Source organism: Piscicoccus intestinalis NBRC 104926 (assembly GCF_001515525.1).
Lineage (GTDB): Bacteria > Actinomycetota > Actinomycetes > Actinomycetales > Dermatophilaceae > Kineosphaera > Kineosphaera intestinalis.
Map to the genome: position 1 here is coordinate 1 of NZ_BCNQ01000129.1, position 12,999 is coordinate 12,999.

General features: G+C 73.1%; 11 protein-coding genes. 4 read left to right on the forward strand and 7 right to left on the reverse strand.

Annotated elements, in window-relative coordinates; translation table 11 throughout:
* The 5 genes from PINTE_RS16740 to wecB all read right to left on the reverse strand — a co-directional run.
* On the reverse strand, nt 1-862 hold an 862-nt coding region (locus PINTE_RS16740), incomplete at its 3' end, for a CLIPPER-2 domain-containing protein (RefSeq protein WP_068433056.1).
* Nucleotides 859-1,563: a CLIPPER-2 domain-containing protein gene (locus PINTE_RS16745; protein ID WP_068433057.1), complete on the reverse strand. Its 705-nt coding sequence runs from the start codon at nt 1,561-1,563 to the stop codon at nt 859-861. The genes PINTE_RS16740 and PINTE_RS16745, both read right to left, overlap by 4 nt.
* The gene (locus tag PINTE_RS16750) at nt 1,542-3,137 is read right to left on the reverse strand and encodes a CLIPPER-2 domain-containing protein (RefSeq protein WP_068433059.1); all 1,596 of its coding nucleotides are present in this window, start codon (nt 3,135-3,137) and stop codon (nt 1,542-1,544) included. Before PINTE_RS16750 ends, PINTE_RS16745 begins: the two co-directional genes overlap by 22 nt.
* The gene (locus tag PINTE_RS16755) at nt 3,083-5,812 is read right to left on the reverse strand and encodes a DUF11 domain-containing protein (RefSeq protein WP_068433060.1); all 2,730 of its coding nucleotides are present in this window, start codon (nt 5,810-5,812) and stop codon (nt 3,083-3,085) included. The genes PINTE_RS16750 and PINTE_RS16755 overlap by 55 nt, the downstream gene beginning before the upstream one ends.
* Nucleotides 5,813-6,021: 209 nt before the next feature.
* The gene (wecB, locus tag PINTE_RS16760) at nt 6,022-7,086 is read right to left on the reverse strand and encodes a non-hydrolyzing UDP-N-acetylglucosamine 2-epimerase (protein WP_068433062.1); all 1,065 of its coding nucleotides are present in this window, start codon (nt 7,084-7,086) and stop codon (nt 6,022-6,024) included.
* A 258-nt stretch (nt 7,087-7,344) separates the two neighbouring features.
* On the opposite strand from wecB, the gene PINTE_RS16765 reads away from it, so the two are divergent.
* The 3 genes from PINTE_RS16765 (at nt 7,345) to PINTE_RS16775 (ending at nt 11,014) form a co-directional block, all read left to right on the forward strand.
* Nucleotides 7,345-8,442 (forward strand): DegT/DnrJ/EryC1/StrS family aminotransferase, encoded by a 1,098-nt coding sequence (locus PINTE_RS16765; protein ID WP_068433064.1) that lies wholly within the window; start codon nt 7,345-7,347, stop codon nt 8,440-8,442.
* Entirely contained in the window at nt 8,442-9,440 is a 999-nt protein-coding gene (locus tag PINTE_RS16770; protein ID WP_068433067.1) for a Gfo/Idh/MocA family protein, read from the forward strand. The genes PINTE_RS16765 and PINTE_RS16770 overlap by 1 nt, the downstream gene beginning before the upstream one ends.
* A 332-nt stretch (nt 9,441-9,772) precedes the next feature.
* On the forward strand, nt 9,773-11,014 hold the full coding sequence (locus PINTE_RS16775) for a SpoIID/LytB domain-containing protein (RefSeq protein ID WP_157087319.1): 1,242 nt from the start codon (nt 9,773-9,775) through the stop codon (nt 11,012-11,014).
* A gap of 79 nt (nt 11,015-11,093) precedes the next feature.
* Here the strand turns inward: PINTE_RS16775 and PINTE_RS16780 are convergent, their stop codons facing one another.
* On the reverse strand, nt 11,094-11,756 hold the full coding sequence (locus PINTE_RS16780; RefSeq protein ID WP_068433071.1) for a CoA transferase subunit B: 663 nt from the start codon (nt 11,754-11,756) through the stop codon (nt 11,094-11,096).
* A gap of 13 nt (nt 11,757-11,769) precedes the next feature.
* Nucleotides 11,770-12,579, reverse strand: a complete 810-nt coding sequence (locus tag PINTE_RS16785; RefSeq protein WP_068433073.1) for a CoA transferase subunit A — start codon at nt 12,577-12,579, stop codon at nt 11,770-11,772.
* A 220-nt stretch (nt 12,580-12,799) separates the two neighbouring features.
* Here PINTE_RS16785 and PINTE_RS16790 point away from each other — a divergent pair.
* Nucleotides 12,800-12,999 (forward strand): hypothetical protein (locus PINTE_RS16790; RefSeq protein ID WP_217996625.1); only part of this gene is annotated, 200 nt, incomplete at its 3' end.

Sequence of the window (12,999 nt, forward strand, 5' to 3'; positions counted from 1 at the left end):
CGGTCACCCGGTAGGGCGGGGCGGTGCAGCCCATCGACGCGCCGGCGGCCAGGGTCTGCTGCGGGCACGCCAGCTCCGGCAGCCGCGGGTCGGCGACCCGCACGGCGCTCAGGGGAGTGCCGCCGGAGTTGGTGACGGTGATCGTGTACGTGATCTCGTCGCCGGCGTCGGCGACCCCGGGTTGCCCGGAGTCGGTGGTGAGCCGGGCGCTCTTGGTCAGGCTCAGGCCCGGCTCCGCCGCCGGGGTGGCGACCGGGGTGCTCGTGCGGGCCGGCGGCGACTCGACGTAGGCCTCGGGGCCGCGCGCGCCGGCGGTCGCGGTGTTGACGATCGGGGTGCCGCGGGCCACGTCCGCGGCGGTGACCCGGTAGGCCGCGGTGCAGGCGGCCTCGGCGCCGGGCGCGAGCGCGGTCGACGGGCACGTCACGTCGGTGCCCGCGAGCAGCAGGAACGGGTCGCTGATCCGCAGCTGCGTGACCGGCACCGCGCCGGTGTTGGTGACCGTGAACCCGTACCGGATCACCTCGCCGGCGTCGGCGAGCCCGTCGCCGTCGTCGCCGTCGAGCCGGGCCGTCTTCGTCAGCGCCAGCCGCGGCTGCGCGGGGATCGGGGTCGTCAGGTCGAGGGTCGCGGAGGCGGTGGCGCTCGGGTCGGGGCCGCGCGCCGCGCTCGCCCGGGCGGTCGCGGTGTTGTCCACCCGGCCCCGGGCCACGTCGTCGGCGGTCAGGGGGTACGGCGCGCTCGTGCAGGTCACGGACGCCCCGGGTGCCAGGACGCCGGGGGTGCACAGGATCGGCGGGTCGCCGAGCAGCGGGTCGCTGACCGTCACGCCGGTCACGGTGATCGGCCCGGTGTTGGTCACCGTGAAGGCGTAGCGCCGTCGCCGGCGCTGTAGGCGCCGTCCGCGTCGGCGTCGACGACCGCCCCCGGCTCCTTGACCAGGGCGATGGCCGCGACGGCCTCGGCCGCCACCGGCACGCTGTCGGAGTCGGTGGCGGTCACCACGACGTCCCCGGGCGCCTCGGCGGCAGCGACCCGGGCGGCCCGGGCGCCCCCGGCGCTCCCGCCTCCCCGGGCGACCCGCGCCGCGGCGGCCGACAGCGGGGCGGCGAGGGCGGTGACGGTCGCGGTGTTGTCGACGCGACCGCCGTCGACGTCGGCCTGGGCCACGGTGTGCGTGCCGGTCAGGGTGCAGCGCAGCTGCTCTCCGGACGGCAGCTGCGCCGCGGCGGTCGTGCACGGGCGGGCGTCGATGCCGAGCACGGGGTCGCTGATGAGCAGCTCGCGCAGGGTGCCGGCCCCGACGTTGTCCACCGTGAACGTGTACGTGACGACGTCGCCGAGCGCCCGCGGCGCGTCGCCGCCGGTGTGGGCCTTGTCGAGCGCGATCGCGGGGCGCGGGGTGAGCGGGGTCGTCGTGCCCGCCTCCGCGCTGACGCGGGTGCCGCCCGGTCCGGTGCCGGTCACGGTCGCGGTGTTGACGACGCGCCGGGCGTTGACGTCGTCCCGCGTGATGACGTACGCCGCGGGTGCCGCGCAGGTCAGCGTGGCGCCGGGGGCCACGGCGTCGCTGCCGCCCAGTCGAGCGCCGCGTCGCCCAGCCCCAGCAGCTCGTCGGTGAAGCGCAGCGACGAGACGGCCACGTTGCCGGGGTTGTGCACGACGAAGGTGAAGGCGATCGTGTCGTCGCGGCTGTCTCCGGGGGGCGAACCGGGGGTGTCGGTCACGGGCCCGGCGACCTTGGTCAGCGTCAGCGCGGGCTCGTTGGGGATCGGGGTCGTGTCGCTCGCGGGCTCCGAGGCGATCGCCGGGCCGTCGGCGGTCACGGCGCGCCCGCGCGCGACGGCGGTGTTGACGAACCGGCCCGCGTCGATGTCGGCCTGGGTGAGCCGGTGCCCGATGCGGGCCTGGCACGTGCCGGTCGCGCCGGGCGCGAGCGCGGTGACGCACGGCAGCGGCCGGGTCACCAGCCCCGGGTCGTCGACGACGATGTCGACGGCGGTCTGGCTGCCGGTGTTGCGCACCGTGAACGAGTACGTGATGGCGTCGCCGGGGGTCGGGGTGCCCGAGCCGTCCTCGTCGACGATCGCGCCGTGCGCCTTCGTCAGCGTCAGGGCGTTGACCAGCGGCGGGTCGCCGGAGTCCGACAGGCTCAGCGTCGCGTCGTCGGTGTCGGTGACCGTGCGGTCTCCGGCGACGTACCGGGCCGAGGCGGTCGCCGTGTTCGTCTGCCCGGCGGCGTCGACGACGGGCTGACCCAGCGGCAACCGCAGGTCCGGGCAGGTCACCGAGGCCCCCGGCAGCAGGGGAGTCGACGGGTCGGTGCCGCACGTGATGCCGCTGACGCCGAGGGTGGTGTCGTCGACGCGCACGGCCTGCACCGGCACGTTGCCGGTGTTGGTCACCGTGAACGTGTAGGTCGCGAGGTCACCGGCGTCGGCGCGCCCGTTGCCGTTGGTGTCGGCGGCCGCGGCGGTCTTGACCAGGTCGATCGCCGGAGCCGGTTCGGCCACCGGCGTCAGCACGGTCACCGGCGGCGAGGTCAGGCTCGCGCCGTCGGGGTCGCGCCCGGTGGCCAGGGCGGTGTTGGTCACGCCGCCGGCGGCCATGTCGGCGTCGGTGACCACGTAGTCCGGGGCCGTGCACGTCGTCGAGGCGCCCGGGGCCAGCGTCGTCGCCGCGCACGTGACGGCGGCCGGTACGGCCGCGAGCAGGGAGTCGTCGACGGCCACGCCGGTCACGGTGCGCCCGCCGGTGTTGCGCACCGTGAACGCGTACCGGATCGTCGCGCCGGCCACGAGCGGCGTGACGCTCGGCGTCGCCGACTTCGTGACGACCAGCCCGCTGGGCGCGGCGAACCGCGTGGTCGTCGAGTCGCTCGCGGTGACCGCCGGCAGGTTCGGCGGGGTGCCCGAGGCCGTGGCCCGGTTGGCCACCGAGCCCCGGTCGAGGTCGGCCTGCGTGAGCCGGTACGGCGCGGAGGCGGTGCACGTCGTCGACGCCCCCACGGCCAGCGTGGTCTGCGCGCACGTGATCGTCGCGTCGGCCAGCGACGGGTCCGCCACCGTGACGTCGTGCAGGGTCAGCGTGCGGCTGGTGTTGGTGACGACGAAGCGGTAGGTGATCGTGTCGCCCACCGAGCGGCGCCGTCGGCCTCGGCGTCGACGAGACCGCCCGCCTGCTTGTCGATCGCGATGGCCGGAGCCGGTGGGGCCGGCGGATCCAGGCACGCCCCGTTGTCGCTCGGGCCGCTCGGGTCGGCCTCCTGACCGGCCGGCAGCCCGGCGGTGTTGAACAGCCCACGCCCGGGGGTGGGGTTGTCCGCGCAGGCCGCGGGAACCTGCGTCGAGGTCCACACGAACAGCACGGTCACGCGGTAGTCGTGCACGGCGCCCGCGGCGATCGGCACCGGCCCCTGGGCGAGGGTGAACGAGCCGCCGGTGCCGTCCCACGTGCGGTCGGCGGTGTCGTCCGGCCCGCGGAACGTCGCGCCGCGCACGGCCAGCCCGTCGGCGAAGCCGGGCGTGTCGGTCAGCGGCCCGTAGCTGCCGGCGACCTGGCCGCTGTTGCGCACGCTGACGGTGTAGGTGGCCCGCAGCAGGCCGGTGTCGGAGTCGGGCCCGACGACCGCGCCGGCGCTCTTGCTCACCTCGATCGTCGCGGGCCGTGGGCGCACGGCGACCGTCGCGGAGGCGTCGTCGTCGACCGTGGCCCCGGAGACGCTGCCGACGGCCTGCACGCGGGCGGCGTCGGTCAGCCGCCAGGGGTCGGGATCGCCGGCGGTCCAGGCGACCGGCTGGGTGCATCGGTAGGTCCACGGCTCCAGCGGGTCGAGCAGGCCGTTGCCGTTGACGTCGCTGCCGGGTTGCAGGGTCGGGGAGGCGCACGCCGGGCTGTCGAACGGCTGCGCGGAGCCGGTGCGGTCCGAGGTCATCGCGTCGCTGACGCGCACCCCGGCCAGCGGCTCGTTGCCGGTGTTCGACACGACGAACGTGTAGGTGACCTGCGCCGACCCGGCGACCGTGGCGCTCGAGGCGGTCTTGGCCAGCGACACCCCGGCGCGGGCGACCGGGACGACGGTCGGGTCCGCGTCGCCGGGCAGCCCCGGGTCGTCGGAGCGCACCGACCCGTTCGTGTCGGTGGCCACGGCCTGGTTGGCGATCTGCGTGACCCCCGCGGGCAGCGGGTCGGTGACCCGCACCCGGAACGTCACGACGGCCTCGCCGCGCCCGGGCACGACGCCGTCGTAGGCGCCCGGCCCGTGCACCTCCCGGCCGCCGGCCACCGAGTACGGCATGACGCCGGCGGCGGGGTCGGCGACGGCGGCGCCGTTGAGCGTCGTCGAGTTCGGCACGTACGCCGTGTTGTCGGGGATCGCCTCCGACAGGGTCGCGCCGACGGAGGAGAGCCGGCCGAGGTTCGCGACGCGGATCGTGTACGTGATGACGTCGCCGCCGGTGATCGACGGGGTGGCGCTCGAGGCGGTCTTCAGCACCCGCAGCTCCGCGCGGGGCAGCGCGCACGAGCCGAGGTCGCCGACCGAGCCGACGGTGTTGGCCGGGCTCGTGGCGACCGTCGTGCTGGCTCCGGTGTTCATGTCGACGCGCGAGATCGCGTTGGTCGCGGTCGTCGGGCCCGTCACGGTGTTCGGCCCCGAGGAGGCGTACATCGTGCCGTCGGCGGCGAACGCGATGCCGTTGTAGTGCACCCCCGACCTGGCGGGCGGCTGGTTCATGCGCCCGACGACGACGGCGGCCATGGCGGTCTTCGTCGTCTCGGCGGCGGGCACGGTGAGCAGGTAGGTGATGCCGGTCGTGCCGTTCGCGCCGAGCATCCACAGGTTGCCGTTGCCGCCGACCGTCAGGTCGCCGGAGGCGAACTGGGTGGTGGCCAGGGAGTTTCCGTTGACGTCGGTGGCCGAGGTGAGGGTGCGCCGCACCCACGTCGTGCTCCCGGCGGCCAGGGAGTAGAGGTTGCCGTCGATGGCCCAGCTCCACACCGTGCCGTCGCGGGCGACGGCCAGGCGCACCGACGACGTCGCCGCCTGCTGCGCGGTGACCCGTTGACTCGCCCCGGTTGTCACGTTGAGTTGCCACAACCCGCCGTAGCCGCCCGCACCGTGCGGGATGTAGTAGGCGCGCGTCGGGGAGGTCGGGTCGACGGCGATGGCCGAGCTGTTGGGAAAGGCGGTGCCGTTGCCGAGCGCGCCGACCCGGTACTGCGGCGTCAGCGCCGAGGTGCCGCTCGTGGCCACGGTGCCGATCGTGCCGACCGCCGAATTGAATGTGTTGGAGATGTAGTACATCGTCGTGCAAGGGTCGTCGGCGACGGTGACGGTCGTCGTCGCGGTGGCGGTCGAGGGCGTCCACGCCGTCGCCGCGTCGGGGCTGGTGTCGAAGACCGCGGTCGCCCGCGACGTCAGGTCCTGCGTGACCAGCGTGCCGCACGTGAACGTCGCGCTGCCGCCCGCGGGGATCCACCACTGCGTGCCGTCGTTGCTCATGCCGCTGCCGGTGCGATACGTCGGGGTGCTGCACGCGGAGTCGGTGAGGCTGCGGTAGTACGCGGGCTGGCCCGACAGGTTGCGCACCGTGTACGTGAACGTCACCGTCGAGCCGGTCGTCGGGAGCGTGCCCGAGCCCGCCGAGGAGGTGACGGTCAGCGACAGTCTGCCGTCCGGGGAGGTCGCCGCGGGGAAGAACCCCGGCGCCGCGGCGGGCCGGGTCGCGGCGCCGGGCACCGCCCGGGCTGCCGGTGTCGGGGCGAGTGCGCCGCCGACGAGGAGCGCGACGGCGACGAGCGCGGCGAACAAGCGGCCTGCGGCCGACCGCGGCAACGTTCCGCGGCGTCGCGAATCACCTTGGGGTCGATCACAATTGGCGTCTATGTCGGAAGTATCGGACGGGCCGGGGCGGGGTTGAGACGCCCGGACGTCTGGGCCCGGGCAAGCTCCCGTAAATTCCTCGCAAAGCCGGCACCGAGAAATTCACCCGTCCGGGTCGGCGTGCTCAGCCGGCTCGCTCAGCCGGCCCGCTCGATGAGCACCTGCGCGACGGTCTGCGCGGCGTGACCGTCTCCGTACGGGGCGGGCTTGGCGCCGGCGGGCCGCTCGCGCACGGCGACGTCGCGCAGCCGGGACAGGTCGTTGTCGAGGATGTTCCAGCCGTTCTCGAGGGTCTCCACCCACTCGGTCTCCGGGCGGATCGTCGTGCACGGCGTGTCGAGCAGGAACGCCTCCTTCTGCAGCCCCCCGGAGTCGGTGACGACGCCCGCGGCGCCCATGACGGCACGCACCATCTGCGGGTAGGCGAACGGGGCGGTCTGGTGCAGGGTGCCGCCGGTCAGCTCGATGCCGTGGTCGGCGGCCTTGGCGACGAGCCGAGGGTGGGCCAGCAGCAGCACCGGCACCGGAAGGTCACGCAGGGCCGCGACGATCGCCTCCAGGCGCGCCGGGGTGTCGGTGTTGTCGGGCCGGTGGATCGTCGCGAGCAGGTAGGGGGCGCCCGCGTCCATCGAGTCGGGCAGCTCGATCGGGGAGTCGGCGACGCCGTCGCGCACGAGGAAGCACACGTCGGTCATGACGTCGCCGACGAGCACGCTGCGGTCCGCCAGGCCCTCGGTGGCCAGGTGGTCCATCGCCACCTGGGTCGGCGCGAGCAGCAGGTCGGCGGCGTGGTCGGTGAGCACCCGGTTGTGTTCCTCGGGCATGCGCCGGTTGAACGAGCGCAGCCCCGCCTCCAGGTGCGCGATCGGCAGGTGCATCTTCACGGCGCAGACGGCGGCGGCCAGCGTCGAGTTCGTGTCGCCGTACACGAGCACCCAGTCGGGCTTGTGTTGGTCCAAGACAGGGTCGAGACCCGCGAGCATCGCGCCCGTCTGCACGCCGTGGCTGCCGGAGCCGACCCCGAGGTGTACGTCGGGAGCCGGGATCTTGAGGTCGTCGAAGAAGACGTCGCTCATGCGGGCGTCGTAGTGCTGGCCGGTGTGGACGATGACGTGCTCGACGCCGGCGTCGGCGAGCGCCGCCGCGACGGGCGCGAGTTTGACGAACTGGGGGCGGGCTCCGACGACACTGAGGACCTTCAACTCCGGTTCCCTTTCCTGGTGGGGGTCGCGCGTTACCCTGAGTCGGGTGTTCGGGGGCCTTGCGACCGCAGGCCCTCGCACATTGTCACGCACGGCGCATCCGCACCGCCCCACCGCGAGTCGCCGAGCGTGTTCGAAGCGCACCGCGCCTCGAGGCACCTGCTTGCCCCCGGCCCGGCACGCCCGGGAAACCGCGACAAGGCCGCGTGCGCCGGGTCGCCGAGCCGCCCAACCCCGTCTGAAAGGGACCGCGAGGACATGAACGATTTCATTCCACCCGCCAAGCCGCTCATCGGCGAGGAGGAGCGTGCCGCGGTCGACGCCGTGCTGCGTAGCGGAATGTTGGCACAAGGCCCGCAGGTCAAGGCGTTCGAGGAGGAGTTCGCCGCCCACTTCGAGCTCGGGCGGCCCTGCGTCGCGGTCAACTCCGGCACCTCGGGCCAGCACCTGGGGCTGCTGTCCAGCGGCGTCAAGGCCGGCGACGAGGTCATCGTGCCGTCGTTCACGTTCGCGGCCACCGCCAACTCCGTGGCCCTCACCGGCGCCACCCCGGTGTTCGCCGACATCCAGGCCGACAACTTCTGTCTCGACCCGGCGGCCGTCGCCGCCGCCGTCACCGAGCGCACGGTCGGCGTCATGCCGGTGCACCTGTACGGTCACCCCGCCGACATGGTCGGCCTGCAGAAGGTGGCGCAGGAGCACGACCTGCAGATCTTCGAAGACGCCGCGCAGGCGCACGGCGCGTCGCTGCACGGCACGCCCGTCGGCGCGTTCGGCTCGTTCGGGATGTTCTCGCTCTACCCGACGAAGAACATGACCTCCGGCGAGGGCGGCATGGTGGCCTGCGGCAGCGACGAGATCGCCCGGCTGGTGCGGCTGTACCGCAACCAGGGCATGGAGAAGCAGTACCACAACGAGGTCGTCGGCATGAACAACCGGATGACCGACATCCACGCGGCGATCGGGCGCGAGCAGCTGAAGAAGGTCGCGGCCTGGACGACGAAGCGCCAGGAGAACGCCGCCTTCCTGTCCGCCAATCTCGAGGGTGTGACGCCGCCGCCGGTCGCCGAGGGCGCCGTGCACGTCTACCACCAGTACACGATCCGCGTGCCGCAGGACCGTGACGGGTTCGCGGTTGCGCTACGCGAGCAGTACAACATCGGCTCCGGCATGTTCTACCCGGTGCCCAATCATCGGCTCGCGCCGTTCGCCGGGGGCACGAGCGACGCCGACCTGCCGGAGACGGAACGCGCCGCGGCCGAATGCCTCTCGCTGCCGGTGCACCCCTCGCTGACGCAGGGGGATCTCGAGCGCATCGTCGAGGCCGTCAACGCGCTGGCGAAGGCGGGTGCCTGATGGCGACGCTGCGGGCGGGACTCATCGGCCTGGGCATGATGGGCCGGCACCACGGCCGGGTGCTCGCCGGACTGCCCGGCGTCGAGCTCGTCGCCGTCGCCGACGTCTCGGGGGAGGACCCGCACGGCGTCGCGAAGGGCCGGCCGCTGTGCTCCAGCGTCGAGGAGCTCATCGAGCACAAGCTGGACTACTGCATGGTCGCGGTGCCGACGATCTTCCACGAGCCGGTCGCCACGGCCCTCGCGGCGGCGGGCGTGCACGCGATGATCGAGAAGCCGCTGGCGCAGGACACTCCTGCCGCCCAGCGCATCGCGGCCGCCTTCGAGCAGGCGGGCCTGGTCGGGGCCGTCGGGCACATCGAGCGGTTCAACCCGGCGCTGCAGCAGGCCCGCAGCCGCATGGAGGACGGTGACCTCGGCGACGTGTACCAGATCGTCACCCGCCGCCAGGGCCCGTTCCCGGCCCGGATCGCCGACGTCGGCGTCGTCAAGGACCTCGCTACCCACGACATCGACCTCACCTCGTGGGTGCGCCAGCAGCCGTTCGCCTCGGTCGCGGCGCGCACCGCGTTCCGCAGCGGGCGCAAGTACGAAGACCTCGTCTCGATCACCGGCCAGCTGGCCGACGGCACCGTGACCAGCCACCTCGTCAACTGGCTCAGCCCGTTCAAGGAACGCGTCACGATCATCACGGGGGAGAAGGGCGCGTTCGTCGCCGACACCCTCACCGCCGACCTGACGTTCCACGCGAACGGGTCGGTGCCGACGACGTGGACCGACATCGCCCGGTTCCGCGGCGTCTCCGAGGGCGACGTCGTGCGCTACGCGATCTCCAAGCGCGAGCCGCTGCAGGTCGAGCACGAGAACTTCCGCGACGCCGTGCTCGGCAAGGAGTCCGACATCGTCACGCTCGCGCAGGGCCTGGCGACCGTGCGGGTCGCCGAGGCCGCGATCGAGTCGTCCCGCACAGGGCGCACGATCGACCTGCCCAGCGTGTAGCACTCCAACGACACAACCGGGGCGGCCGCTTCCGCAGTACGGAGGCGGCCGCCTCGTCCGTGTCCAGCAGCGACGCGCGATTCGTCGGCAAAGTTTGAGTCAAGACGCGACGGGCCACGGCCGATGGGGAGGCCATGAGCCCGGCCCCCCTTGCCCCGCCATCCGCCGCTGCCGCCGCGATCGCCGCGTCGAACCCCTCCGGCCAGTCGAGGCAGTCACGCGCCGGCGATGCGACCGCTTCCACCCGTTCGACCGTCGCCTCCGCGCACCGGCCGTCGGTACGGCGCCCGCTGCGCTCGGCGACGGCCGCCCTGAGCTCCCTGGGACTGGCCGTGAGCCTGGCCGTCGGCGGACTGACCGCGACCGCACCCTCGGCGGCGGCCGCGCAGGAGGTCACGACGCGACCCGCCTCCGGCTCGTTCACGCTCTCCGGGTCCGGCTACGGTCACGGCCGCGGCATGAGCCAGTGGGGCGCCTACGGCGCCGCCGACGCGGGCCTGACGTGGCGGCAGATCCTCGCGTTCTACTACCCGGGCACCGCGCTGCATGCGATCACCGACTCGCAGATGCGGGTGCTCATCAGCGCCGACACCGACGGCGACACGACGGTCAAGCCCGCCCCCGGGCTCAGCGCCACCATCGGCCGCAGCGCGGTGCGGCTTCCGGCCGGCGCCGGCTACACGGCGTGGCGCGCCAAGCGGTACGCCAACGGCATCACCCTGCAGTACCGCGACCGGGCCGGCGCCTGGAAGAGCTGGCGGGGCTTCGTCATGCGCTCCGGGGTGCTCGTCTTCAGCACCAGCAGCGGCCTCGTGCGACTCGTCCTGCCCAGCGGCACGAGCCAGGACGTGCGCGGCTCGGTGTACGCGACGATCAGCGGGTCGAAGGTCGTCACGGTCGTCAACTCGACGATGGAGGCCTACCTGCGCAGCGTCGTGCCCGCGGAGATGCCGGCGTCGTGGCACGTGCGGGCGCTGTCGGCGCAGGCGGTCGCGGCCCGCACCTACGCCGCCTCCTACCGGCAGCGGCAGCGCGCGAAGGGTGCCCTGTGGGATATCTGCGACTCGCAAGCCTGCCAGGTGTTCAAGGGGGTGGCCCGCTACACCGCCTCCGGCACCCGAGTGCCTGGCGAGTCCACCCGCAGCGACGCGGCGATCATCGCGACGAAGGGTCAGGTGCTGCGGGTGACGAAGTCGTCGACGTCGGCCTTCGCGTTCGCCGAGTTCTCCGCGAGCAACGGCGGCTACACGGTCGCCGGCGGGCCGTTCTACCAGGTCGCCAAGCGCGACCCCTACGACGGCCGGCTCGCCAACCCGAACAAGGCGTGGTCGTCGACGGTCGCGGTGAGCACCCTGGAGAAGACCTACGGCCTCGGCCGGCTCATCGACGTGCGCATTCTCGACCGCGACGGCAAGGGCACCTTCGGCGGCCGCATCGACGAGGTGCAGCTCACCGGCTCCACCCGGGCCGTCACGATCAGCGGAGCCAAGCTGCGCCAGGCCCTCAAGCTGCGCTCGGAGATGTTCAAGGTCAGCGCGACCCCGGTCAAGACCCCGGCGCCCGCCCGCTCCTGAGGCTCTCGCTGCCCAGACACGCGAAACGCCCGCCGGCCCTGATCGGGGCCGGCGGGCGTTTCGCCGGTGCGGGCCGGCCTCAGTTCGAGTGCTGCTCCACGCTGCCGGTGAGGTCGACCGTCAGCGGGGCGCCGGTCTTCTCCTTGACCTCGTCCTCGGTGACGCCGTCGGCGAGTTCGCGCAGCACGAAGCCGTCGTCGGTGACGTCGATGACCGCCAGGTCGGTGATGATGCGCTGCACGACGGCCTTGCCGGTGAGCGGCAGCTCGCACTCGGCGAGCAGCTTGTGGTCGCCGTTCTTGGCGACGTGCTCCATGAGCACGATGACCTTGCGGGCGCCGTGCACGAGGTCCATCGCCCCGCCCATGCCCTTGACCATCTTGCCGGGGATCATCCAGTTGGCGATGTCGCCGTTGTGGCTGACCTGCATTGCGCCGAGGATCGCGGCGTCGACCTTGCCGCTGCGGATCATGCCGAAGCTCGTGGCCGAATCGAAGAAACTCGCGCCCTTGCGGACGGTCACGGTCTCCTTGCCGGCGTTGATGAGGTCGGCGTCCTCCTGGCCCTCGATCGGGTACGCGCCCGTGCCGAGGATGCCGTTCTCGGACTGCAGCACGAGTTCGACGCTGTCGGGCACGTAGTTGGGCACGAGGGTCGGCAGACCGATGCCGAGGTTGACGTAGTCGCCGTCCTTGAGTTCCGCGGCGGCGCGCGCGGCCATCTGCTCGCGTGTCAGAGCCATGTCAGATCTCCATTCACCTGCTGCTGAACTTCACTTCGTCGTGGCGCTCGTCTTCGTGGGGGCGCACGGTGCGCTTCTCGATGCGCTTCTCGTGGGCCTCCGCCGGAGACAGCGGCACGACGCGCTGCACGAAGATGCCCGGCAGGTGCACCTCGTCGGGGTCGATCTCACCCGGGTCGAAGAGGTGCTCGACCTCGGCGATCGTGACGCGGCCGCACATCGCCGCCGGCGGGTTGAAGTTGCGGGCCGCCTGACGGAACACGAGGTTGCCGTGCCGGTCGCCCTTCCAGGCGCGCACGAGGCCGAAGTCGCAGTGCAGCGCGTCTTCGAGCACGTACTCCTTCTCCTCGCCGTCGATCGTGAACGTGCGGGTCTGCTTCGGCTCGCTGGCCTTGGCGATGTTGCCGTCGGAGTCGTACTTCAGCGGCAGACCGCCCTCGGCGATCTGCGTGCCCGAGCCGGTCAGGGTGTAGAACCCCGCGATGCCGCTGCCGCCCGCGCGCATCTTCTCCGCGAGGGTGCCCTGCGGCGTCAGCTCGACCTCCAACTCGCCGCCGAGGTACTGCCGGGCGAACTCCTTGTTCTCCCCGACGTAGCTGGCGATCATCTTCGCGATCCGCTGGTCGGACAGCAGGATGCCCAGGCCCCAGTCGTCGATCCCGCAGTTGTTGGAGGCCACCGTCAGGTCGGTGGAGCCGCGCTCGTGCAGGGCGCGGATGAGCACGCTGGGGATACCGCAGATGCCGAAGCCTCCGACCGCGAGTGATGCCCCATCGTTGATATCGGCGACCGCCTCGGCCGCACTGGCGACGACTTTGTCCATGCCTGGACTCTAACGAACGGCGGTCCGGCTCGTGACCGGACCTTTCAGATGCGCGCCGGCGGTCGATAGGACCGGCAGATCGTCCCCTCTCGATCCGCTTGGGAGCCGGTCGATCCCGCCCGTCCGGCCATCGGTGGCTGGCGCGGGCGCAGATGACGAGCACGGTGCCGGACCCCCCACGGCGCGGCGCTGACGACCGCTGCTGTCTCGAGGTGTCCCGATGTCCATCACCCGTCCCTTCCGTTCACCCGCGCGACCGCCCGTCCGGCGGCCCGTCGCCCTGCTGGCCGCGACCGCGACGCTGGTCGCGCCGGTGCTCATCGCGCCCGCCGGTGCCGCGGCCGCCGACCCGGTCACCCCCTCGCCGCTGCCCGACGAGGGCGACGTGGCCGCGGCGGTGCGCTCCGTGGACGCCGCAGA

Excerpts from the sequence above, each read along its gene's own strand:
- PINTE_RS16765 (WP_068433064.1), top strand. The coding sequence starts at position 7,345 with ATGAACGATTTCATTCCACCCGCCAAGCCGCTCATCGGCGAGGAGGAG.
- PINTE_RS16770 (WP_068433067.1), top strand. The coding sequence starts at position 8,442 with ATGGCGACGCTGCGGGCGGGACTCATCGGCCTGGGCATGATGGGCCGG.
- PINTE_RS16780 (WP_068433071.1), bottom strand. The coding sequence starts at position 11,756 with ATGGCTCTGACACGCGAGCAGATGGCCGCGCGCGCCGCCGCGGAACTC.
- PINTE_RS16785 (WP_068433073.1), bottom strand. The coding sequence starts at position 12,579 with ATGGACAAAGTCGTCGCCAGTGCGGCCGAGGCGGTCGCCGATATCAAC.